This window comes from Sporosarcina ureae, assembly GCF_002101375.1.
In the GTDB taxonomy this organism is placed as follows: domain Bacteria; phylum Bacillota; class Bacilli; order Bacillales_A; family Planococcaceae; genus Sporosarcina; species Sporosarcina ureae_B.
In genome coordinates this window covers 1,698,279-1,721,535 of the sequence record NZ_CP015207.1, presented here as the reverse complement: position 1 = coordinate 1,721,535, position 23,257 = coordinate 1,698,279, and the positions used below count along the sequence as shown (strand labels likewise).

Annotated in this window: 26 protein-coding genes; 14 read left to right on the top strand and 12 right to left on the bottom strand. The window is 41.4% G+C overall.

The window, feature by feature from the left end; all coding sequences use genetic code 11:
- Window positions 1-9 precede the first annotated feature (9 nt).
- The 6 genes from SporoP8_RS08590 to SporoP8_RS08565 all read left to right on the top strand — a co-directional run bounded on the left by SporoP8_RS08590 (window position 10) and on the right by SporoP8_RS08565 (window position 5,258).
- The gene (locus SporoP8_RS08590) at window positions 10-711 is read left to right on the top strand and encodes an SDR family NAD(P)-dependent oxidoreductase (protein ID WP_198165993.1); all 702 of its coding nucleotides are present in this window, start codon (window positions 10-12) and stop codon (window positions 709-711) included.
- The gene (locus tag SporoP8_RS08585; protein WP_085132116.1) at window positions 695-1,171 is read left to right on the top strand and encodes a PPC domain-containing DNA-binding protein; all 477 of its coding nucleotides are present in this window, start codon (window positions 695-697) and stop codon (window positions 1,169-1,171) included. The genes SporoP8_RS08590 and SporoP8_RS08585 overlap by 17 nt, the downstream gene beginning before the upstream one ends.
- A gap of 2 nt (window positions 1,172-1,173) precedes the next feature.
- Window positions 1,174-2,655 (top strand): class I adenylate-forming enzyme family protein, encoded by a 1,482-nt coding sequence (locus SporoP8_RS08580; RefSeq protein ID WP_085133596.1) that lies wholly within the window; start codon window positions 1,174-1,176, stop codon window positions 2,653-2,655.
- Window positions 2,652-3,785 carry a thiolase C-terminal domain-containing protein gene (locus SporoP8_RS08575; protein ID WP_085132115.1) on the top strand — a complete coding sequence of 378 codons (1,134 nt, stop codon included), beginning with the start codon at window positions 2,652-2,654 and terminating at the stop codon, window positions 3,783-3,785. Before SporoP8_RS08580 ends, SporoP8_RS08575 begins: the two co-directional genes overlap by 4 nt.
- A 4-nt stretch (window positions 3,786-3,789) precedes the next feature.
- Window positions 3,790-4,095 carry a Zn-ribbon domain-containing OB-fold protein gene (locus tag SporoP8_RS08570; RefSeq protein ID WP_085132114.1) on the top strand — a complete coding sequence of 102 codons (306 nt, stop codon included), beginning with the start codon at window positions 3,790-3,792 and terminating at the stop codon, window positions 4,093-4,095.
- Between the two features lie 203 nt (window positions 4,096-4,298).
- A complete protein-coding gene (locus SporoP8_RS08565) occupies window positions 4,299-5,258 on the top strand; it encodes a bile acid:sodium symporter family protein (RefSeq protein WP_085132113.1) in 960 nt (319 codons plus the stop codon).
- A 202-nt stretch (window positions 5,259-5,460) separates the two neighbouring features.
- Here the strand turns inward: SporoP8_RS08565 and SporoP8_RS08560 are convergent, their stop codons facing one another.
- Both SporoP8_RS08560 and SporoP8_RS08555 read right to left on the bottom strand, forming a co-directional pair.
- On the bottom strand, window positions 5,461-5,682 hold the full coding sequence (locus SporoP8_RS08560) for a hypothetical protein (RefSeq protein WP_085132112.1): 222 nt from the start codon (window positions 5,680-5,682) through the stop codon (window positions 5,461-5,463).
- A gap of 20 nt (window positions 5,683-5,702) precedes the next feature.
- Window positions 5,703-6,023 (bottom strand): ArsR/SmtB family transcription factor, encoded by a 321-nt coding sequence (locus SporoP8_RS08555; RefSeq protein ID WP_085132111.1) that lies wholly within the window; start codon window positions 6,021-6,023, stop codon window positions 5,703-5,705.
- Window positions 6,024-6,352: 329 nt separating this feature from the next.
- On the opposite strand from SporoP8_RS08555, the gene SporoP8_RS08550 reads away from it, so the two are divergent.
- Entirely contained in the window at window positions 6,353-6,568 is a 216-nt protein-coding gene (locus tag SporoP8_RS08550) for a hypothetical protein (RefSeq protein ID WP_085132110.1), read from the top strand.
- Between the two features lie 93 nt (window positions 6,569-6,661).
- Here SporoP8_RS08550 and guaC read toward each other — a convergent pair whose 3' ends face one another.
- The 7 genes from guaC to SporoP8_RS08515 form a co-directional block, all read right to left on the bottom strand.
- Window positions 6,662-7,645: a GMP reductase gene (gene guaC, locus SporoP8_RS08545; protein ID WP_085132109.1), complete on the bottom strand. Its 984-nt coding sequence runs from the start codon at window positions 7,643-7,645 to the stop codon at window positions 6,662-6,664.
- A 95-nt stretch (window positions 7,646-7,740) separates the two neighbouring features.
- Window positions 7,741-8,505: an ABC transporter permease gene (locus SporoP8_RS08540; RefSeq protein ID WP_085132108.1), complete on the bottom strand. Its 765-nt coding sequence runs from the start codon at window positions 8,503-8,505 to the stop codon at window positions 7,741-7,743.
- On the bottom strand, window positions 8,502-9,407 hold the full coding sequence (locus tag SporoP8_RS08535; protein WP_232319125.1) for an ABC transporter ATP-binding protein: 906 nt from the start codon (window positions 9,405-9,407) through the stop codon (window positions 8,502-8,504). Before SporoP8_RS08535 ends, SporoP8_RS08540 begins: the two co-directional genes overlap by 4 nt.
- On the bottom strand, window positions 9,382-9,609 hold the full coding sequence (locus SporoP8_RS08530) for a PLDc N-terminal domain-containing protein (protein WP_085132107.1): 228 nt from the start codon (window positions 9,607-9,609) through the stop codon (window positions 9,382-9,384). The genes SporoP8_RS08535 and SporoP8_RS08530 overlap by 26 nt, the downstream gene beginning before the upstream one ends.
- On the bottom strand, window positions 9,606-10,706 hold the full coding sequence (locus SporoP8_RS08525; RefSeq protein WP_085132106.1) for a helix-turn-helix domain-containing protein: 1,101 nt from the start codon (window positions 10,704-10,706) through the stop codon (window positions 9,606-9,608). The genes SporoP8_RS08530 and SporoP8_RS08525 overlap by 4 nt, the downstream gene beginning before the upstream one ends.
- A 150-nt stretch (window positions 10,707-10,856) precedes the next feature.
- Complete coding sequence (locus SporoP8_RS08520; protein ID WP_085132105.1) at window positions 10,857-11,453, bottom strand: N-acetyltransferase; 597 nt, start codon at window positions 11,451-11,453, stop codon at window positions 10,857-10,859.
- A gap of 408 nt (window positions 11,454-11,861) precedes the next feature.
- Entirely contained in the window at window positions 11,862-12,476 is a 615-nt protein-coding gene (locus tag SporoP8_RS08515; RefSeq protein ID WP_085132104.1) for a DUF421 domain-containing protein, read from the bottom strand.
- Window positions 12,477-12,594: 118 nt separating this feature from the next.
- On the opposite strand from SporoP8_RS08515, the gene SporoP8_RS08510 reads away from it, so the two are divergent.
- Entirely contained in the window at window positions 12,595-13,545 is a 951-nt protein-coding gene (locus tag SporoP8_RS08510; protein ID WP_085132103.1) for a hypothetical protein, read from the top strand.
- 6 nt (window positions 13,546-13,551) lie between these two features.
- On the opposite strand, the gene nhaC is transcribed toward SporoP8_RS08510, so the two are convergent.
- Both nhaC and SporoP8_RS08500 read right to left on the bottom strand, forming a co-directional pair.
- Complete coding sequence (gene nhaC / locus SporoP8_RS08505; protein ID WP_085132102.1) at window positions 13,552-14,931, bottom strand: Na+/H+ antiporter NhaC; 1,380 nt, start codon at window positions 14,929-14,931, stop codon at window positions 13,552-13,554.
- A 666-nt stretch (window positions 14,932-15,597) separates the two neighbouring features.
- On the bottom strand, window positions 15,598-17,109 hold the full coding sequence (locus tag SporoP8_RS08500; protein WP_085132101.1) for an APC family permease: 1,512 nt from the start codon (window positions 17,107-17,109) through the stop codon (window positions 15,598-15,600).
- Between the two features lie 235 nt (window positions 17,110-17,344).
- On the opposite strand from SporoP8_RS08500, the gene SporoP8_RS08495 reads away from it, so the two are divergent.
- From SporoP8_RS08495 to SporoP8_RS08485, 3 genes are read left to right on the top strand one after another with little or no spacing between them, the layout of a single operon-like run.
- Window positions 17,345-18,166 carry an amino acid ABC transporter substrate-binding protein gene (locus tag SporoP8_RS08495; protein WP_085132100.1) on the top strand — a complete coding sequence of 274 codons (822 nt, stop codon included), beginning with the start codon at window positions 17,345-17,347 and terminating at the stop codon, window positions 18,164-18,166.
- Window positions 18,156-18,872 (top strand): amino acid ABC transporter permease, encoded by a 717-nt coding sequence (locus SporoP8_RS08490; RefSeq protein ID WP_085132099.1) that lies wholly within the window; start codon window positions 18,156-18,158, stop codon window positions 18,870-18,872. Before SporoP8_RS08495 ends, SporoP8_RS08490 begins: the two co-directional genes overlap by 11 nt.
- The gene (locus SporoP8_RS08485; RefSeq protein WP_085132098.1) at window positions 18,869-19,606 is read left to right on the top strand and encodes an amino acid ABC transporter ATP-binding protein; all 738 of its coding nucleotides are present in this window, start codon (window positions 18,869-18,871) and stop codon (window positions 19,604-19,606) included. Before SporoP8_RS08490 ends, SporoP8_RS08485 begins: the two co-directional genes overlap by 4 nt.
- A 471-nt stretch (window positions 19,607-20,077) precedes the next feature.
- Here the strand turns inward: SporoP8_RS08485 and SporoP8_RS08475 are convergent, their stop codons facing one another.
- On the bottom strand, window positions 20,078-20,392 hold the full coding sequence (locus tag SporoP8_RS08475) for an MGMT family protein (RefSeq protein WP_085132096.1): 315 nt from the start codon (window positions 20,390-20,392) through the stop codon (window positions 20,078-20,080).
- Between the two features lie 117 nt (window positions 20,393-20,509).
- Here SporoP8_RS08475 and kynU point away from each other — a divergent pair, with 117 nt between their 5' ends.
- From kynU to kynA, 3 genes are read left to right on the top strand one after another with little or no spacing between them, the layout of a single operon-like run.
- Window positions 20,510-21,781, top strand: coding sequence for a kynureninase (kynU, locus tag SporoP8_RS08470; RefSeq protein WP_085132095.1), 1,272 nt, complete (start codon window positions 20,510-20,512; stop codon window positions 21,779-21,781).
- Window positions 21,778-22,410, top strand: coding sequence for an arylformamidase (kynB, locus tag SporoP8_RS08465; protein WP_085132094.1), 633 nt, complete (start codon window positions 21,778-21,780; stop codon window positions 22,408-22,410). Before kynU ends, kynB begins: the two co-directional genes overlap by 4 nt.
- Window positions 22,407-23,225: a tryptophan 2,3-dioxygenase gene (kynA, locus tag SporoP8_RS08460; protein WP_085132093.1), complete on the top strand. Its 819-nt coding sequence runs from the start codon at window positions 22,407-22,409 to the stop codon at window positions 23,223-23,225. Before kynB ends, kynA begins: the two co-directional genes overlap by 4 nt.
- Window positions 23,226-23,257: the final 32 nt, after the last annotated feature.

The window sequence follows — 23,257 nt, the reverse complement described above, 5'->3', positions numbered from 1 at the left end:
GGGTTGCTTATGAAGTTGAAAGGACAGACGGCGATTGTCACAGGGGCTTCCAATGGTATTGGTGCCCAGACGGCCCTCCTTCTTTCACAACAAGGGGCCAATGTTGTTCTGGTGGATTCAGTGAGTTGTGAGGCGACATTGCAGGCAATTCAATCATTCAGTGGCAAAGCAGTTTATTTAGAATGCTTAGGCGAAGTTCGGGATAAGGAATTTGTGAATGCGGCAATGGCTAGAGCATCGGATACCTTTGGAGAGCTACATATCTTAGTAAATAATATGTGCATATGTAGTACTCACAATGAAAATCAGTCATCTGTTGATGAATGGGAACTAGAAGCAGAAACGAATGCACAAGCAACTTCTTTATTCATTCGAGGTGTCTCACCATATATGATGGAGCAGAAGTATGGTCGTATTATCAACATTAGTTCGATATCAAGTTTTGGCGGTGAACGAACGTTTACAGCTTCTAAGGATTCAATTAGTAAGTTGACGAAGCAGACTGCTAAGGAGCTTAGTGAGTATGGAATTACATGTAATTCGGTTGCACCTATATCTATGACAAAATTGGACGAGGCGACAATCCATCAAACTGGCACAGCGACAAGTATCGCAGAAGCTGTACTGTATTTTGCTTCATCCGAATCTAATTATACGACAGGACAAATACTGAAAGTAGATGGAGGGTTTTGTATTGAATCACCCAATTGAAGCGGTGTATGACAAAAAAACGAATCGAATTATCGGTCGTTTGAAGAAAGATACCGATCTATTTGAAGGGATTCTTGCAGTGTGTAAGCAACATCACGTTGAAGCAGCTCAATTTCAATGTATAGGTTCTCTTGCGTATGCAACCATTGTACAACCTCAGCAAAATCTTGATAAAAGTTTACAGTATTCCGAACGGATTGTTACAGACACTCCCGTCGAACTGCTTTCAGGTACAGGGTTTGTTGGCTACGATGAACAAGGACAGCTGGATATCCACTTCCATGGTTTATATGTAGACTGTAATAAACAGGTGAATGGTGGTCACTTCCTTAAAGGAGAAAATCCTGTGGCAATTACAGTGGAATTCATTATATTGCCGGTATCCAATACACATGTTCATAGAAAACCAGATGAATATTCAGGTATTCCATTATTTCATTTTGCGCAAAGGAGTGAGTGATGGTGGAGACAATTGGTAAACTAGCAATGAAATCGGCAGCAGCCTATCCGAATAAAATCGCGGTGAAAGATGAAATGCGCTCCCTTACGTTTCATGAACTGATGCAACGGGCACTTGCACTGACGGCATACTTCAAGAAAGTGGGTCTTGAAAAAGGAGACCGCTTCGCCGTTCTGTCATCGAATCGTCTAGAACATATCGAGCTTGACGTGGCAGCAGCGATCTCAGGTGTCATCAAAGTACCGTTAAACTATCGACTTCATCCGAAAGAACATGAATATATGCTAGACGATGCAGATGTTCGGTTGATTATTGGTGAATCACAGTTAATAGGACCGATCACTATAGCAATTCCGGTGTTAACGATCGGCAAGCCGTACGAACAGGCAATTGAACAAAATGCTGGTGCTACATGTACAACAGAAGTTATGGAAGAAGATACTTTCGCGATTATGTATACATCCGGAACGACAGGAAATCCAAAAGGTGTGATGCTGAGTCATCGCAACATCATTTCGGGAGCATTGTCACTAGCGCTTGCTTGTGAAACCGATTATGACGATGTGATAGGACATGTCGCACCATTGACACACGGCAGTAACTTCCTGTCGCATGTAGCGTGGTTGTATGGATTAACGCAAGTTGTATTTAACAAGTTTGAGCCCGAAGAATTCGTGCATAATCTAACGAAAGAAAAAGTCACTGTTATTTTTCTAGTTCCGACGATGGTCAATTTGATGATCCAGCATCCGAAATTCAATCCGAAGAATTTATCTACAATCAAAACGATTAATATGGCAGGTTCTTCGATTGCGGCAAGTAAACTCGAGCAAGCCCTCGCTTTAACAGGGCCGATATTTGCACAGACATTCGGTCAAGTTGAAGCGCCGATGTGTATTACGATGATGCCTAAACGCGAACTTGGCGATCATCTGGAATCCTGTGGCCGTGTTGGACCATTTGTCGATGTGAAAATTGTCGATGCAAAAGGGATTGAACTGCCGGCAGGTGAAGTCGGAGAAATCGTTTGTAAAGGCTCCCTAGTCATGAAAGGGTACTGGAATAATGAGAAGGCGACGAATGAAACATTACGTAACGGCTGGTTGCAAACAGGCGATCTCGGGTGGAAAAGTGAAGCGGGCTATGTGCATATCGTGGACCGCAAAAAAGACGTTATCATTTCAGGTGGGGTCAATATTTACCCGAGGGAAGTAGAAGAAGTCCTCAATAAGCATGACGGGGTAAAAGAGACATGCGTTATCGGCGTACCTGACGATAAATGGGGCGAAAACGTCATTGCGTATGTCGTTCCGAACGGTACTAAGCCCGTGATGAAAGAAGAATTACTTCAATTATGTCTTGACCATATGGCAAGTTTCAAAAAACCAAAAGAGATGTATATCGTGGATGAACTTCCGAAAAGCTCGTACGGTAAAATCTTAAAAAGAGAATTACGAAATCAGCATGTGGAGGTGCAATCTTGACGAATGTCTATATCGAAGGAATTGGCATGACGAAGTTCGGAAAATTTGTCGACAAATCTATGAAGCAGTTGTTAGTTGAAGCGTCGATAGAAGCACTTGAAGATGCAGGAAATCCGAAAGTTGATGCGGTGTTTGTCGGAAACTTTATGGGTGGCTCAATCGGTAATCAAGAAATCCTTAGCGCCTTAGTTGCCAATGAACTCGGACTCGGCTATATCCCAACGGCCAAAGTAGAAGGCGCTTGTGCATCAGGGGGAATTGCGCTTCGTCAAGGAATCATAGGGATTCTAAGTGGCGAATACGATACAGTCTTAATAGCGGGTGTGGAGAAGATGAAACATGCTTCGACTGCTGATGTTACACAGGCGATCAATGCCGCAATGGATAACGATTCTAATGAAAAGCAGGCAGGTCTCACATTCCCAGGATTCTTTGGCGTACTCGCGAATCGGTACTTTTATGAAACAGAAGCTACGAAAGAGCATTTGGCAATGATTGCGTTGAAGAATCGTGAAAATGCGTTAAATAATCCACTAGCACAATTCCAGAAACCAACGACGATGGAAGAGATTATGGAGGCACGTATTATTACTTCTCCACTCGGCCTATTTGATTGTTCTCCAACTACAGATGGGGCGGCAGCGTTAGTGATCACGCGAAAAAAAGGTGCTATCCATATCCGTTCGTCTGCACAAAGTTCAGGACCTACACAAATGCAAGACGCAGATGACTTGCTTTCATTGCCAGCAGTACGAGAGTCGGGTCGCTTGGCATATGAAAAGGCAGGCGTGGGTCCGGAAGACATCGACGTCGTGGAAATTCATGATTGTTTCTCCATGACGGAAATGCTTGCGATTGAGGAGTTAGGTTTTTTCAATAAACGTGAAGGCTGGCTTGCAGTAGAGCAAGGTCGAACGAAAGCGACTGGCGATAAACCAGTGAACACGAGCGGGGGATTATTGTCACGCGGCCACCCAATCGGTGCAACCGGTGTCGCACAAATGTATCAGCTCGTCCAACAACTGCGCGGTACTGCACCGAATCAAGTAGAACATGCCCGACTCGCTTTGGCACAAAACTTAGGTGGAACAGGTTCGTACTCCACAGTTCATATTCTAGAAAGGTTGTGAAAAGATGAAAGTCTATCAATGCGATCAGTGTGAATATGCCAGTGTCTCGAATAAATACCGTTGTCCGAGTTGCAGAACAGGCCAGCTGCAAGAGCAAGACGTATCTTCGAAGGGTTCGGTTTACAGCTATACCAATATCCATATTGCACCTGCAGAATTTGCCCATCTCGCTCCTTATACCGTGGCACTTATTCAATTGGATGAATCCAAAGCGAAAGTTACGGCAAGAACGGATGGAAACGTTGAGATTGGGGATGTGGCGGAATTGGATTATGTAGAGGATGGGGCGTATATTTATCGGAAATGCTGAGTGAGGAGCGATGTTTTTAAGGTGAGCGCTCAAAGAATCGTGAAAAGCGCTCATAGTTACGACATGAGTGCTCTATCAAATGCTTTAACCGCTCATACATGGCCTTTGACGGATCATAGTGTTTCGAAAAGCGCTCATAGCTACGGTCTAACCGCTCATAGCAAAAAAACATAGACCGACTTCCTCGCAAGGAGGAGAACTACATGAAAACTATACAAACTATATCTAAAATCATTTCGAAGTATTTACCAATTTGGATCGTACTCTTATCCATCATTGCCTACGCTATTCCGGATGCGTTCATTTCAATCCGGCAACTGACGGGCTTTGGATTAGGGACGATCTTCTTTCTGATGGGCTTATCGCTTTCGTCGGAGAAGCTGCTTGAGGTCATCAAAAACCCAAAATATGCTTTACTTGGCATCTTGCTGAAATGGACGATCATGGTCGGAGTATCAATAGGAATTGCCTATATATTTTTCGGCAATCAAGCAGAGATCGCGACCGGCATTATATTGGCGGGTACCGTACCAAGCGGAACATCTGCAAACATTTACACGTTTATTGCGGGTGGAGAAGTCGCGCTCAGTATTACGATGGCAACGCTGGATACATTCATTTCTCCTGTGTTAACACCTGTCTTGCTGCAGACGTTTGCAGGACGTTTTATACCTATTGAATTCTGGCCTTTATTTCTTAACATTATGTACATCGTGTTCTTTCCTTTGATTAGCGGTTTACTAATCCAGTGGAAGTTTCAACGACAAGTAGAGAAGTTTACACCGTATACCAGTGTCTTGTCCCAACTTGCACTATTTCTAGTCATTCTATCGGTTATATCCAATGCCCAGCAAGCACTGTCTGAGAACTTGTCCGTGCTGCCGCTTGTATTCGTAGCGGTCACATTACAAGTTAGCATACCAATGGGCGCTGGCTACGTTATCTCCAGATGGCTAGGCGCACCCGAGCGCAACGCCCGCGCGATTTTATTCCATACAGGTATTTGCAACACCGCTCTCGCCGCAACACTCGCAATGGAGCACTTCGGATCACTCGCAGCCGTACCAGCTGTTGCCAATATGGTCATGAACTTAACGATTGGCGCATTAATGGCGAGTCTATTCGAGAATAAGTTCCGACTTGTTGCGGATGGTAACAGCTAATGAAATATAGAACTCAAGATATTTTTTCCGTAAAGCGATAGAACCTTTATCGCTTTTTATATTAGGTATTATTTACAAAAGATATGATTTTAAAAATGGTAATGATATACTATTGGTATAAATATGGCTAATTGAAGTGAAGTCAGTGTTCAACAAACGGGCTAGATAAAAGAAGACCTCAAAGAAATTTTGAGGTCTTCTTTTATTCGACTTCCTTTAACATTTTTTCAATGGCGATTAATCGCTCGTTTAATTCATCTATACGTTTTTGCAGATTTATCGTGTTTTGTTTTTCGAGTTGCAATTTTTCATCTGCACGTTTTTCTGCACGTTTGAAGTACTTGAACAATACATAAATTAAGGCAACTGGAATAATCAAAAACAAAATTAGGTTAATAAGTCCAAAAAAACTGGTCATCATCATGGTATAAAGCCACCTTTACGTTAATTCTTTTTCTTCACCGTTAAAGACGGTGCTAATAGTTGGATTAGCTTATCATCAATTACAAAATGAAAAGAGTTTAGCATATAAAATTTTAATGCTTTCCCACTTTCTGATACTTCACTAACGCTTGAAACAAGATTCGCCTCCTCTAGTTTTTGTAAATGTAAATAAAGTAATGGTCTACTAATACCAAGTTCTCTTGCCAGCTGACTAACATACTGTTTTCCATTGGTAAGTACGCTAATAATCTTTAAACGATGGGGGTTAGATAAAGCTTCCAAGGTTAGGAGCAATTCGTCTCCGTTATCAAAATGTATCATATGTAAGAATTTTATTACACCTGGAATGAAAAGTCAAGTGTATCCAACAATCGGGCGCGATTGTGTAACAACTTCTTTGCAATTGCTTAGTTGATCGGAGTGGAAGCCGGCGACTCCGGGAGGATCAGCGGGACAGGTGAAACACCCAGCGAGCGAAGCGAGGGGTGTGGTTCACCGCACGCCCTCCGGAACGCGTCCGGCTGCAACGCAGATCAACGGCTTCAAACTACTACTCCTTTATCATGAACGGTCTGCTGTAAAGGATCTTCACTCATGCAATCAAAGAAACAGGTTGTTAAGTTAAAAGTTATCCAAAAGGAGCAAACGCAATGGATGTATGGTTTATAATGAAAGAGCGTTATATGCTTCTTTCTATTTTGTTAATCATTATAGTAGTGAGCTTGTTTTTACTTATCGCGATTTGGAAAACTCGTTCTGATATGCCGAAAAGCCTAACCCTAATCATTACGATAATCTGTTCAATCATCATTGCCTTATCAATATTCGCATTGGTATTTGCGGTTTTGTTTGGATATAATTCTTAAAACCACTTCAATGACCTCTACGTTAAGTATAAATACAATACAATACGACATAAAAAACCGGTTAGAGAATAGTCTCTAACCGGTAAAGTTTTATCAAAATACTTTATCACCGTTGAAGATCGAGTTCTTTACAATCACGTAATCGACAGTGCGAATTGAACTGAGTGTCTTGCCGCCTGAATAGGAAATAGCAGACTGAAGATCTTGTTCCATTTCAATCAACGTATCTTTCAAAGGACCTTTATATTCCACGAACATTTTCTTGCCTTCCACATTCTTCTTTTCACCTTTTTGGAATTCAGAAGCTGAACCGAAGTATTCTTTATACAATTGACCATCTTGTTCTACAGTCTGTCCTGGCGATTCTTCATGACCGGCGAATAGTGAGCCGACCATGACCATGCTTGCCCCGAAACGTACGGATTTTGCGATATCGCCATGCGTACGGATTCCGCCATCCGCTATGATTGGTTTGGAAGCAGCTTTCGCACATAGGCGAACAGCTGCAAGTTGCCAGCCGCCTGTCCCGAAACCAGTTTTGATTTTCGTGATACAGACTTTTCCTGGTCCGATACCAACTTTTGTAGCGTCAGCGCCAGCGTTTTCGAGTTCACGAACAGCTTCTGGTGTGCCTACATTACCGGCAATGACGAAGCTCATCGGCAAATGCTTTTTAATGTGCTGGATCATGCGAATCACTTGATTGGAATGACCGTGCGCAATATCAATCGTGATGAATTCAGGAACCTGCGCGTCAATTGCAAGTTGCTCAACGAATCCATATTCTTCTTCTTTGACACCCACACTGATCGACGCAATCAAACCGCGTGCATGCATATCTTTAATGAAATCTACACGTGTTTCAGGATTGAATCGATGCATAATATAGAAATAGCCTTCTTCTGCTAATTGAATCGCAATCTTTTCATCAATGATTGTCTGCATATTGGCAGGCACGACAGGTAAACGGAACGTATGACCACCTAACATAACGGATGTATCACATTCTGAGCGGCTTTCTACCACACATTTTGCTGGAACTAGCTGAATATCTTCATAATCAAATACAGTTTCCATTACAATCACCTCTATAAACGAATGTTTTCATAAAAATTCATTGGATTGTTCGTCCTTTTGTAATTTACATGATTTTTAATTCGATGTCAACGCTTTCAAAGCAACTTTCTCTTGAATTGTGACATAGTTAGTAGAATGAATAGAAGCGCCGCGACTAGTGTAATAGTATATGGAATCCATATGTCACTTGGCATGAGTTCCCCAGTTAGCAAGGGGATAGCTGCCGCCAAAAGTTCAAGTGGATTCCAAGAGGCGGACTTTGGAAATATAGCAGCAATAAATAAGATGACTACTCCAATTAAAGTAACGAGTATTCCCCCGTAAGAAGTAGCAAAAAGTGTGTTTCCCCATAATGTAACGGCTAGTAATAGTACCCCAAATACATAAAGACAACTAGCGGCAAACAATAAATGTTGCAGTTGGCTTTGATCCCAGTAATAAGCAGTGTAAGCGTAGGTGATGGTGAATGACAGTACAATAGCCAGAGTCCAATAGCAAAGTGCCATAAAGAATTTAGCTGTGATTACGGTATTGCGATGTAAGCCTTTTGTCAGTAAAATCACAAGCGTACCTTTTTCCAATTCCTTCGACATCATCGTACTGAATAATAGTATGAACACAACCAATCCCATCTGCGGAACATTTTTATAGAATTGTATCCATGAATCCAGTGCAGTGGGTTCAGGTAGATTGACGAATGCACCATCAGGCATGAATTGTTCTAATAGAGCTGGAGTGATTTTCGCTGTAAACGGATTTAATATGCCTAGAATTGAAAAAATCACGATAACGAGCAGTAACTTATACGTCTTCACACTCTCAAACCATTCCTTCTTCAAAAAGCCAAACCATTGATTCATCCAAGCACCTCCAATACGAGTTGCTCAAGCAAACGAGTTTTGGGTTGCATCGACTGTATCAAGATTTTCTCGGTAGTGAGTACTTGCATGAAAGCCAATTGAGTACTTTCATCAGTTAAACTAACAACTAATTGCTCGTTGTCCATCTTCATGTTGAATGGGGTATGTCGCAATCGTTCATGTACTTCTGCTACGGGTATAGTAAATGTAAAAATAAATTGTCCTGTGATTTGCTGTTTTAGATTGGTCAGTTCATCTTGAAATATAATAGTTCCTTCATGCAACATCGCGACGTGATCACAGATTTGTTCCGCATCCGATACAATATGTGTTGAAAAGAATACAGTCGTCTCTGCTTTTGCCCGCCGTAAAATGGAAAGAATCTGTGCACGACCCGCTGGATCCAAAGCGGAAGTAGGCTCATCGCAAATAAGTAGTTTCGGACGATTTAATAGTGCCTGGGCAATTCCCAAGCGCTGTTTCATTCCCCTAGAATACGTACTAATGAATGAGGTCGTGTCAGCTAATCCGACCAGTTTCAATAGTTCCTGGATCCGTCCTCGTCGGTCTGTTTTCGTCATATTCGTAATAACGGCGCAGAGCTCCAAGTATTGCGTTGCGGTGTAGAAGGGATAATATTCGGGAACGTCAGGCAAGTATCCGACATGTTGATTGGACTTTGTCTCGCCAAATGTTACGGGTTCACCTGCAATTGTAATGGATCCTCCATTGAGTGGTAATAATCCCAGCATGCATTTCATCAGAGTTGTTTTGCCCGAACCATTTGCACCGACGAACCCAAAAACTGTATGTTCAGGAATATCAAGATGAATATCTTTCAGCACTTCACGATCGCCAAAACGCTTCGTCACGCCATTAATTTGTACGACTATTGTAATCACCTCTTCCAAAAACGAAATAGATTAATGGACCGATAAATTGAATTAATAAAACAATCAGCAACCACATAACTTGATTGCCGAAGCGATAGTGAGGATGGCGAATAACATGTATCGCTGAGAAAATCGCTAACCCTAATTGCAAAATGATAAGAGGAATTAAAAATGGTAGATACTCCATAAGTAAATCTGTGTCGTTATTCATGAACGTCCCTCCAATCCAAAGCGTAATCGTTGTCGTAACTCTTGCATTTCATCTTCTTGCCTAAATGGTTCAAAGTAATCGGCATCCATCGATTCTATGATCGATCGCTTAATAATCTCTGTGTTGCGAAGTGCATTCGTTCCTAAATCTAATTGTTCTAACCAATCATCTAATAAATCGAAGTATTCATCCCCGCGTAATGAAAAGGGGAGTAGATCATGAATACATACATCCACGTACTTTTTAAGATACGGATAAAGTAGCTCATGGTTACCGGAGAGTGCAGCACATTGCGCAACGCTGAAATAAAATTGTAGACACATATTCGGATGAAGTGTACGCAAAGCATATAACTCAATCAATCCATTGATTCGATGTATGGTTTCGTTAAAAGTTTGTGGATTGGACGTGGAAAGTCGTAAGTAAAGCGGGCTACTGCCAACAAGTTGAATAACGTTTTGATACATCATGACTTGAATGACACGCTTCGCTTCCTCTTGATTGCCAAGTTGTTCGTAAGCAGTGGATAGTAAAATCTCATCCCCTATACTAGGCTTAATCACTCCGTCTAATAATTCCAATGTAGTTTCAGGATTGGACTGCATGAGGGAAATAGTAGCCTGTAAGGAATTTGCTTGGCGCAAGACCCATACATCTTCACTTACTTGTCGAATTCGCTCCAACCAGCGATTGGCTTTCTGCAAAATAGAGGAGCTATCACTACTTAACATATGGTGATTGAGCAGTAATATACTCATCTGTAGTAAGAACGCAGGATCATGGTAGTACAATTTAACTTGTTCTTCTACGTCAATAAAAACTGATTCAAAAGATTCCTTACCGAAACGAGACGCGAATTCATAATAGTGGTGTTGGATGGATTCTTTAGAAAGCTGTCGTTCAAAGCCAAGCAGTTCATCAACAGTTAGTTCAAAATACGAAGCGATTCTCGGCAACAGCGTAATATCGGGATAGCTTAATCCTTTTTCCCATTTCGACACGGAAGCTTTCGATACTTGGCAATAAGAAGCTAGTGTTTCCTGGGTAATTTGAAGTCGCCTTCGTTCTTGTAGAATCACAGCGCCTATTTGAAGCATATCCTCACACCTTTCTCTTTTATTCAGTGTAAGGTTAAACGTTTGTTGATTCAATCAACTGTTAGGAGATTATTTAGATGAGAAGTCAACTAACAAGATATTATGTATCAGTATACAAAAAAAGTCGGTCTATGAAAGACCGACATTTCCTCACACACTCACTGTTGTGAAAGGTTCTAGAATATTCTTTTTTGGTTTCGTTTGATAGTGTAGAACTTTGTCAGTAGAATCGTATGAATCTCCATAGAAGTCTTGGTCTTTGTAGGTGTGAATTTCTTCGTAGGTTGTCTTCATCGCGTTGAATACATCTTGTTCATCCGCTTGTGATGACTGCGGGGGTGCCCAGTATAGAATTTCGAGGATGGTTTGTTCGCCAGTAGCTAATGAACGACGGTTATAACCGATTTTCTGTGCATGCGTGAATTTTTCACGTGCATAGAACTTTAGTCGTTTTTTAGTATCTGGTTCAGATTCGTCTACTGGTTCAACTTCCAGTAAGATCGGTTTTTTCTTGGTTTTCAACGAATCCAGCAGTGTTTTTCCTAACCCTTCACCACGTGCGGCTGAAGATACGAATAGATAGTCTACGAAAACGAAGTCCTCCGTTTCCACGTACATCAATACGTGTTTTGGTCCTTCTTCCTTGTAGTAGACATTCCCTTTATCGTTTAGCAATGTCTCCATATGTTCCTGTGACTTCATCTCTTCGATTGGAAAATACTCTTTCAATTTGTTGTACCAATGCATGTGTTAAATTCTCCTCCATAGGTAATGAATGTACCCGGAGCTTTTTGTTTGGGGATCAAACAATGTGAGGAAAAAAGAGGTCAGAAAAAAATCCTCATACGTAGTATACTCTTTTTTCAGTAATAAATAAACCTTTTTTATAAAATAAGTTTTACTTTTTCATTATAATAAATCAACCCCCATGTCAGATGACTATATGACATGGGGGTTTATTACGTATTACCTACGGCTTTTAGAGCCTGAATAAGCTTCTTTTTTCTTCTTCTCATTCATCACAGTTTTAACGACAGGATATAACACCATTCCCCATTTTACTAATTTTTTTATAACTCTTATCATATATGCTTCTTCCTCTCGATTTTGGAGTTGTTATAAGTAACTTCCCCCTTTCACTTGCTTATTAAACTTTTATTCAAGAGGTTTAGGGACAGAAGTGGGGTTTTCTATTTCTGTGAATAGGTTGGAATTCTCAATGATAGGTGTAGTCTTGAATGTGGAGGGAATAGTAAGTTCCAGTTGTTTGCTCATATCTTCCAACATCAGTTGAAGTCTTGCAATGTCTTCTTTTGTGGCATATTTCTTGCGATCAATTAAGACATAACCAAGCTGTCCACTCATTTCTATAGTCGCCCATTTTACATCATCAATTCTTTCAATCCCACTTTGTCGCAAATGCATTTCCAATTCATCCACAGTGAGGCGGAGTTTTTTCATAGTAGATATTTTGAGGATCCCATTTTCAATCACTACTTTAGATCTTCCACGTAAAATTCCTTCGAAAAAATTCCACTTCAATGCCAATAATTCAAATATAAATAGTGTCAGCACTAAAATAAGTGAAAGAAATAACGTTTGCCACAAATTTTTACTTGCTACAGGCTGAATTAGTAATGTACCGACCGCAATCATTAATACAGTTTGACCAATTGTCATTTGTGAAATCGATTTGCGGCCGGAAATATGCAACAAAACAATTCCTGCCACAATAATGAGTACCGCTTTCCAAATTGAATCAAATTCCATTAGGCTCACGTCTTTTCATGCGTTTAGCTTTAATATGGAATAAACTTTGAATAGTATGCATGAAGATTATGAATCCTTCCTTAATACATCATCGTATAGTAGGAAAGGAGTGATTAACATGCGGCAAGATATTCAAAAACAACAAAATACTCTACAGGAAAAACGAGTGAATCAGCGACGTTTGATGAAACGTTTAGAGCAGACGAACGAAAAACTACTCACTATGAAACAAAAACGTGATCAACTTCACCGTCAGTTAACGAAAGAACAGCGAGATATTGTGAAGCTTGGTAAGTTTTCATTTGCGAACAAAATTAGTGAATGGACAGGTAAATGGGACGAAAAGATGAAAAAGGAGATAGAAGAAGCAGCAGAAGTAGAATTGGAATATAATGAGGCAGAAAAAAACGTATTAGATCTGACTACGGAAGTGGAAGATCTGCGTAATGAACTGGATAAACCAGATTTCATGCATATTGCTGAAGACTGGGAAGACTTCTTGAAGGAAAAAGAATCATGGATTCGTATGAATGATTCTGTTACTACTCAAACACTTCAGAAGATTTCCGACGATCGCGTACGTGTCTATTCTATGTTGCGTGAAATAGGGGAAGCGTTTGAAGCGGGGGAAAAGGCGGAACGAGCTTTGGCGGGCGCAATGAAGAAACTAGATTCAGCGGAAGGGATATCGATGTGGGACACATTTTTGGGAGGAGGAATTTTTGTTTCCGCATTAAAGTACTCCGAAATCAACAGTTCGGATGATCATGTCCATCAAGCACAACGAGCACTACGTCATTACGAGACAGAATTGATGGATGTGCAAGACGCTGCGACAGATTCTTACCAAGTAAATAAAAATGATATCTTTACATTCACAGACGTGTTTTTCGATAATATATTCTCCGACTGGATGGTCCATACACGAATAACGGACAGCAAAAAGAAGCTACACGCAGTCATGCAAGATGTCCGTCGCATACAGGACCGACTTGCAAGAAAACGTGCAGCTTTAGACGAAGAAATCCGACGACTTGATCAGCAGCAAGATGATATTATCATGTCGTAACTAGCGTTAAATACGGGTCAGCGTCTTCCCCAAATAGCCGAATAATACAGTTAAAATCGGGCTCAATAAACAGAAGAACGCAAAAGGTAAATAAGCAATCGTTGGAACATCAAGCACAGTCGTGATGAAAATTCCTGCCACACTCCATGGGACAAGGGGATTAATGACTGTTCCGGCATCTTCCATTACACGGCTCAAGTTTTTATTGGCTAGGCCAACCTTTTCGTAGCTAGATTGGAAGGCCTGGCCGGTCAATAAGATAGATAAATACTGCTCACCAATCAATACGTTGATGCCGATTGCGGTGAGTGCAGATGTCAAAATAACTGACGACACTTTACGTAACGCACTGTCTATTTTTGTAAGTAAGCACTGGACGATACCTAATGTGAACAGCATGCCACCCATACTAAGTGCGAGCAGCACAAGCGAAATTGTAAACATCATGCCTTCCATTCCATCACTGCGAGACAGTAATTCATCTACAACTGCTACGCCTGTAGATCCTTCATAACCACTAAATAAAATACTCAATACTTCGGAAACTCCATAAAACGTATGAATATATGCAATGACAATTGCGGACAATGCACTAACAGCCAGTGTTAAAATAGCTGGTACTTTAACGAATGTCAAAATGATCAGTACTACGACAGGGATCAATGTATACCAATGTATCAAGTTTGTACCGATGAGTGCATCACTGTATTTCTCAATTGTCGTAAAATCACTAGACGTCACGTTGGGTGATAATATGCCAAATAAGATAAGTGAGATGAAGAACGCAGGAAATGTCGTCCAACCCATATTTCGTATATGTTCGAATAAGTCTACACCAACAATTGAAGAGGCTAAATTGGTTGTATCAGACAATGGTGACATCTTATCGCCAAAGAATGCCCCAGAGACAATCGCGCCTGCCGCAATTGGCAAAGATAGCTCCAAAATATGCGCCATACTAATGAACGCCACGCCAATCGTGGCAACGGTTGTCAATGAACTGCCGACAGATAAGCCGATGACGGCCGTGACGATGAATACGATGGCATAGAAAAACGTTGGAGTAATGATTTGGAGTCCGGCATAGATCAGGGTAGGAATCGTTCCACCCATCATCCAGCTACTCACGAGAACTCCAATGAAGAAGAACAAGAACACCGCGCTCATTCCAGAACTTGCACCTTCTACCAATCCGCGTTCTAACTCTTTGTACGAGATCTTTTTCCATAATCCATAGCCGAATAATAAAAGAATAGCAAATAAAATGGGTACATGTGGTACAGATTCGAATACTACGATACTGGTACTAATCATTGCCACAATCAGCACAGTTAGTATGACAGACGCTTTAACGGTTGGCGTATGAATCGCCTTAATTGGAAACATGCTTATGACCTCCTGTAAATGTAGAAATACTCCTATCATCCCCTTAAAGGACGAAGGAGTATTCCGCTCTATCTCTCTACTGTTGCGAATGAAAACATGGAAGATATTGATTCATTATATAATAGATCGCTCTTTACATATATAGATAGTTATCGTTTTGAATTTTATCACGTCAGCAAGATAAGTCAATAGAGGAATAGACCGATTATCTGCATGTTTCAAAAGGGGAATGCAATAGAAAGTATGCAAAATAGAAGTGACCGTTCATGTAAAAAAGCAGACTGATACCAAAATTAGAAGGGGACTATCCGACGCTCCTCAAGGTGAAGCGTCGGATGCCTATCAATGCGATTGTAATCTAATTAGTTAAACACGAACCTTCTAAAACGCATCCTCTTACAATGATGTCCTAACGTTTTCCTAGCATAATCATTTTCAAGCTATTTTCCGAGCAGAGTTATTTGTAAAAAATAGGGTATTACTAAAATATAACTATATAGAAGGGAATGAATACTTGTGACAATGCATTTTTTACTGTCTTGAATTATCAAATTAAATGAGTAAACAATACAGCGCTAGGTATAATCATTTCAATCATGTTATATCATTGTAAGAAAGGACCGCCACAAGCAATGTAGATTTGTGACAGCCCTCTTATTCAGTATGCTACGTACGCGTGGCATTTGGAATTGGTAGATCTGTGTCTGGTTTTGCGGGCGCCGTATCCATTACTTCTGACTCGATGGATTTACCTAATACGTAATACTCGGTTTCTTCTTGTGTCAGACTGTTATAACGTTTGCGAATGACCATGTAGAAGATTACGCCGACGATTGTCCAAGCGAATAATAGTAAGTAAGAAGGTGTAGTGAGTGTTGCTGGAGAATTTGGCACAAGTAATAATGCCAAGAACGATCCACTTGCCACCATACCTAGTAATGCCAAAAACTTTTTTAATGGTGCAATTTCGCGTCCGATTCCTTCTTTGCCCCAAGCCAGTACTTTAAATGCTGCAAGACAAGTGAAGAAGTAGGCTACGGATACGCCTGTTGAAGACATATCAACGATCCATGTCAATGCTTGGCGGCCAAACCATGGTGTCGGCAATGTAATGAATGCTACGAACCAGATCCCCCATTTAGGTGTTTGGTTTGCCGTCATCTCACGGAAGAAGTTAGGTAATGCACGTGCGCGCGCCATAGAAAATAATAGACGACTTGACGACATGAAGAATCCATTCAAACCAGTGAAGATACCCATGACAATCGCTACTGCCATCACAGCTAATCCACCGATTCCTAGTGCGGATCGAACCACATCACCTGTTATCCATAAATCCCCGCCTCCGATATTTGCCGATGCAGGGTATGTCCAGCTAGTTAAACCAATCATGATTGCATAGATTATGAAAGAAGTGAATAGTGAAGCTACGATCAGCATAGTTGCTTTACGGGGAGAAAAGTTAAATTCTTCAGCAGCTTGTGGCACATTATCGAATCCGACGTATGCCCATGGTGCAATTGCCAATACTACAAGTATAGAAGTAATAATGGACTGATTACCTTTGAACAATGGTTGCATATTCGCAAGCGGTTGTTCGGCCCCAGCGAATGTGAAAATACCAAGTGCGATGACACCAACAACAAGCAAAACGCTGAAATAAAATTGAATCCGTCCTGAAATACTTGTTCCCGTAGTGTTAATGAATGCGAATGCTAAAATCAGCAAACTGGCAATGATGATTTCGGGTATGTAGACGTCCCAACCTGCAACGCTATAGAGAAATCCTTGTTTCATAAATCCAGGGGCTAAAAATTTCAGTAATAAAGTGAGTGCAGAAGCATTTAAAGCAACGATGGATATATATCCAAGTGATAAGAACCAACCGCAAATAAATGCCCATACTTTCCCTGCCGCAACAAAAGCATATGTAAATCCCCCTCCGGAAACCGGAAATTTCTTGATCATTACGCCATAGCTGGAGGCGATGATCATCATCACGAGTGCACCAATTCCTAATCCAATGATTGCGCCTAGTGGTCCGGAAGATTGGATCCAATCTCCTGGCAAGATGAACGCGCCCCAACCTACAGATGAACCGAGTGCGATTGCAAAAACCCAGGATGGCTTTAATGTTTTATTTAATTTCCTTCTTGCGTTCTCAGATCCTTGATCCATGTGATCCAACCCCTAAGTTAGTAGTATAGCGATTGTATGCCCCTTCTGTAGGCAATCAAAACGTGTTAGGCACAATATTACTATTTTAATATCTTAAGACAGAAGTATTTAATTTTGACTAACAATTCTGTATAGTGTAATAACATATGATGCAAGCTTTACATGTTGACAGAGTCTACTCAATCTTTTATGATTCTAAACAACAAATACTTATAAGAATAGTGGGGTTTTATAAATGAAGAAAGTTCTCATACCATTTATGATCGTTTTATTGGCTGCTTTTTTGGTAGCATGTGGTGGTAAAGAAGAAAGTAAGCCCAATGACTCCGCTGAAAAACCAGCAGAGCAAGACGGTCTGCTAGAAGATGTACTCGCAACCGGAGTACTCAATGTAGGAACAGAAGGAACATACGCGCCTTTCTCATTTCATGATGAATCAGGAAAGCTTACAGGGTACGATGTAGAAGTTACACAAGAAGTAGCTAAACGTTTAGGCGTGGAAGCAAAGTTTTTTGAAACACAATGGGATGCAGTTTTCGCGGGATTAGATGCAAAACGATTTGATATGATTGCTAACCAAGTCGGTGTTAATGAAGAACGTAAAGCGAAATATGAATTCTCTCAAGCTTATACGCATTCGAACTCTGTCTTAATCGTTCGTGAAGACGCTGATATTGCGTTTGATGGAATGAAAGGAAAGAAAGCTGCACAGACATTGACAAGTAACTATGGCGAACTAGCGAAGGCGAATGGTGCGGAAATTATAAAAATTGATGGATTCAACCAAGGCGTCGACCTAGTCATTTCAAAACGAGTAGATGGTACGTATAATGATAAACTTTCTGCACTCGACTACTTGAAGCAAAAACCTGATGCTCCTATTAAAGTTGTTGAGGAAGAAGAAATCTCTAAAGAAAATCAATCAGAGAGCGCCTTTTTATTCAGACAAGGCAATGAAGACTTAATAGAAGAAGTAAACAAAGCGTTGGATGCGATGCGTGAAGATGGTACATTGAAGACGATCTCCGAAAAATGGTTCGGCGAAGATGTATCTTAATACGATTGCACTCAGTCCCGAACGGATACAAAGATTCCAGGAAATCGCATCAACATCCATCGGGCCATTGATTGAGGGGGCTATTAAGTATACGATCCCCTTGGCAATCATCGCATTTAGTATTGGATTGATCATTGCAATCTTTACTGCATTGGCAAGAATTTCTTCTAACAAATTGTTACGAGCAATAGCGCGGATTTATGTATCCATCATCCGTGGAACACCTTTGCTTGTACAATTATTTATCATATTCTACGGGTTGCCAACAATTGGTATAACCATTGATCCTTTCCCGTCTGCGATCATAGGATTTTCATTGAATGTCGGTGCTTATGCCTCAGAAATCATTCGAGCAGCCATACTGTCCATTCCTAAAGGGCAGTGGGAAGCAGCCTATTCTATTGGGATGAATTATTCGCAAGCATTGCGGAAGATTGTTTTACCACAAGCTGCTAGAGTATCCGTACCACCGCTTTCGAATTCCTTTATTGGATTGGTAAAAGATACTTCTCTCGCAGCTACGATTTTAGTAGCTGAGACATTTAGGCGGGCGCAAGAAATTGCCTCTATGAACTATGAGTTTTTATTCGTTTATATCATGGCGGCTCTTGTTTATTGGGTGATTTGTTTCATCTTGTCGATTGTTCAAGGCAGAATTGAAATACGCCTGGATCGTGTTGTCGGTAAGTCAGGGGGATTAACATGATTTCTATACAAGGACTGAAAAAGTCTTTCGGATCGCAAGAAGTGATAAAAAATGTAGATTTAGAAATCGAGCAGGGAAAAGTGGTCGTTATAATCGGTCCATCGGGTTCTGGTAAATCTACGTTGTTACGTTGTTTGAATGTGCTTGAAACACCAAATGGCGGTGTACTGTCTATAGATGGACAGAAGTTAGACTTTAATTCATCGGTCTCGAAAAAGTCAATCAGTGCTTTTCGTCGGTTGACAGGAATGGTATTTCAGAGCTATAACCTGTTTCCACACCTCACAACGACAGGTAATGTGACAGAAGGACTCACTACAGTCAAAGGTCTATCACATAAGGAAGCCGTAAAGAAGGCAGAACTATTACTAGATAAAGTAGGACTAGCTGATCATAAAGACAAGTATCCTTTTCAACTTTCAGGCGGTCAGCAGCAGCGTGTTGCGATTGCGCGAGCGCTTGCGATGGATCCAAAAGTCATGTTGTTCGATGAACCGACATCCGCTCTGGATCCTGAACTTGTCGGTGAAGTACTTCGAGTCATGAAAGATTTAGCGCATGAAGGTATGACGATGGCTGTCGTAACACATGAAATGAGGTTCGCCAAGGAAGTGGCCGATGAAGTAATCTTTATTGATGATGGTGTCATTGTGGAACGCGGTGCACCAGCTGAGATTTTCAACCATCCAAGGCATGAACGAACGAAGAAGTTTTTGAGTTTATTACAAGTATAGATATAGATAACGCTTGGCATATTTGATGCCAAGCGATTTTTTTGTGTTGAAATTTGCTTTTGCGCGCATTAGTGCTATGAATGATCATAGTTCATCGCTAACCGCTCTATCAGCATGGCCGAGCGCTCATATCGCCGCGTTAACCGCTCAATACAGTTGGACGATCGCTCTATCAGCATGGCCGAGCGCTCATATTGCCGCGTTAACCGCTCAATACAGTTGGACGACCGCTCTACCAGCTTGGCCGAGCGCTCATATTGCCGTGTTAACCGCTCAATACAGTTGGACGACCGCTCTATCAGCATGGCCGAGCGCTCATATTGCCGCGTTAACCGCTCAATACAGTTGGACGACCGCTCTATCAACATGGCCGAGCGCTCATATTGCCGCGTTAACCGCTCAATACACAGTTGGACGACCGCTCTACCAGCTTGCCCAAGCGCTCATATCGACCTCATAACCTACTTCCATTCAGTCGGGATGCCAGCGATACGTATCGAGGGAGACATGACCGTTTGCGTTGAATTGAACACCTTCCGCGAGCAATCGTTCCCGCTGCGTCTCGCCTTTACCTTCAGCATTTTCCGGGGTAGAGATTCCACCTTGTGCGTTAATAATGCGATGCCAAGGTAATTCATATTTAGCACTCATGGAATGTAAAATACGTGAGATTTGTCTTGCGCCACGAGGGTTGCCTGCTTCTGCGGCCACTTGTCCATAGGTCATCACACGACCTGGAGGAATTGCTTGGATAATTGCTATGGCCTGTTCTGTAAATGTTTCCATAGTGAAAACCTCCTTTTCAATAAAGTCTAGCATAGAATATCATGGGCAGTCATGCCAATATTCAGACGACATCGAATGCTATTATGGTATTCTTTATTTAAAGAAAGGAGAATATATATGAACTCCAATACACTTGAGTATGCAAAAATACTAGATCAACAAGATTTACTTGCACCTTACAGAGAGGAATTTTATTTGCCGCTAGAGAAAATCTATATGGATGGTAATTCACTTGGATTATTATCAAAACGTGCAGAGAAGAAGTTATTCGAACTGTTAGATACTTGGAAAACACTTGCCATTGATGGCTGGACGGAGGGAATGCATCCGTGGTATTACCTGGCAGAACAAATAGGCGGAAGAATGGCACCACTAGTTGGAGGGGAAAAGTCCGAAGTGATTGCGACAGGTTCCACTACGACAAATTTACATCAAATGATTTCCACGTTTTATCGGCCTTCAGGGAAACGAACGAAAATAGTAGCGGATGAATTGAATTTCCCCTCAGATATCTATGCATTACAAAGTCAGCTTCGTGTACGAGGCCTTGATCCGGAAGAGCATCTGATTCGTGTGGAAAGTGAAGATGGTCTGACGTTGGATGAAAACCGAATTATTGATGCAATGACGGAGGACGTCGCGTTGATTGTACTTCCATCCGTTTTATATCGTAGTGGTCAGGTGCTGGATATGGAAATGCTTACGCAAGCGGCAAGAGAAAGAGGTATCCCCATTGGATTCGATTTATCGCATTCGGTTGGATCTGTGATGCATGCACTCCACGAATGGAACGTAGATTTCGCTTTTTGGTGTACATATAAACACTTGAATGGCGGACCTGGATCTGTTGGCGGTTTATTCGTAAACGAACGACATTTTGGTGTAGAAGCAGGGCTTGCAGGATGGTTCGGCTCTGATAAGACAAGGCAATTTGATATGAATCATACGATGATGCCTGCAACAGATGCAGGTGCATACCAAATCGGCACACCGCATATATTGAGCCTGGCTCCGCTACTCGGTTCACTCGAAATGTTCGAGGAGCTTGGAATGGAGGGGATCCGTGAAAAGTCATTGAAACTGACCAGCTTTATGTTGAGTTGTATAGAGAATGAACTCGGTGCGTATTCATTTAGTATCGGAAATCCACTAGACGATTCGCGTGGAGGCCACATATTACTTCAGCACAAGGAAGCCGCAAGAATATGTCAAGCATTGAAAGCACAAGGTGTCGTTCCAGACTTCCGTGCACCTGATGGTATTCGACTAGCACCTGTTGCATTGTATAATTCATTTGAAGACGTTTGGCAAACGATACAAATACTCAAAAAGATCATGCAAGAAGATGTATATAAACAGTTTCCGAATGAACGCGGGGTGGTTGCATGACGAATCAGTGGATCGACATTACACAGCCTTTGAATCAACGTATTGCGGAGTGGCCTGGTGACACACCGTTTAGCTATGAAGTGACCGTGACGAAAGAGCAATCCGGCTCTGTTAATATTGGTAAATTAACAATGAGTACGCATATCGGCACGCATACGGATGCACCTTTTCATTATGACGATGATGGGTTGAAAATTTTGGAATTACCGGTGGATTTGTATATAGGTACAGCTTTTTTAGTAGATGTAACAGGAGTTAGTTGTGTGACAAGGGCAGACTTGGAGTTGTTTGATTTCGGCGGTGCTGAACGATTATTATTGAAAACTGGGAGTCACCCAACACCAACGAAGTTTCCTGAGAACTTCACGGTCATTGGAGAGGATGTCGGACCATTATTGAAAGAGCGGGGTATACGTCTAATCGGTGTAGATACGCCTTCTGTTGATTCGGAGACTAGCAAAGATCTACTTGGTCATCATTCATTATATCGTAATAATGTAATCATCATCGAGAATCTAGTATTGCATTCATTGGAAGAAGGGAGTTATGAGTTAATTGCATTGCCATTAGCATTAGAAGATGCGGATGGAAGTCCTGTCCGTGCAGTTGTCAGGAGGTTACAGTCATGAAGGAAAAGGGGATCCATACCGACTTTCGGGAATCGATGACGTATGGTGAATATTTGCATTTAGATAAGGTGCTATCGAGCCAAGAGCGTGTATCTGGACATCATGATGAAATGCTTTTCATCGTGATTCATCAAGTAAATGAATTGTGGATGAAGCTGATTTTGCATGAGTTGGAAACAGCAATCAAATCGATTCAGCATGACGAGTTGCCGGAAGCGTTCAAAATGCTTGCTCGCATCTCTAAAGTTCAGACTCAGATTATTCAGGCGTGGGATGTATTGGCTACGCTGACGCCTGCCGAATACATGGAATTTCGGGACGGTTTAGGTAAGGCCTCAGGATTCCAATCCTATCAAAATAGGCTAATAGAGTTTGCTTTAGGTTATAAACAATCACATATTATTAAAATCTATCAAAAGGATTCCGAGCTGTCAGAGAGATTGGCAAAAGCGTATCAAGCACCAGGAATTTATGATGTAACCATTCAAGCTTTGGCACGTGCAGGCTTTGCTATCAATAAGAATTTACTAACACGTGATTTTTCAATTACTTATGAAGGAGATCCGAGTGTAGCAGCTGCATGGCTTGAAGTCTATCGGGATGTAGATCAATATTGGGATTTGTATCAATTGGCAGAAAAGCTAGTGGATATCGAAGACAGCCATCAGCAATGGCGCTTTAGGCATATGAAAACAGTGGAGCGCATCATTGGCTTTAAGCAAGGTACAGGTGGCTCATCGGGCGTACATTATTTAAAATCTGTACTTGATCATCGCTTTTTTCCAGAACTGTGGGACGTCCGAACTAAAATTTGACAAACTGGCAAGCTAGCGATTATCATTAATTT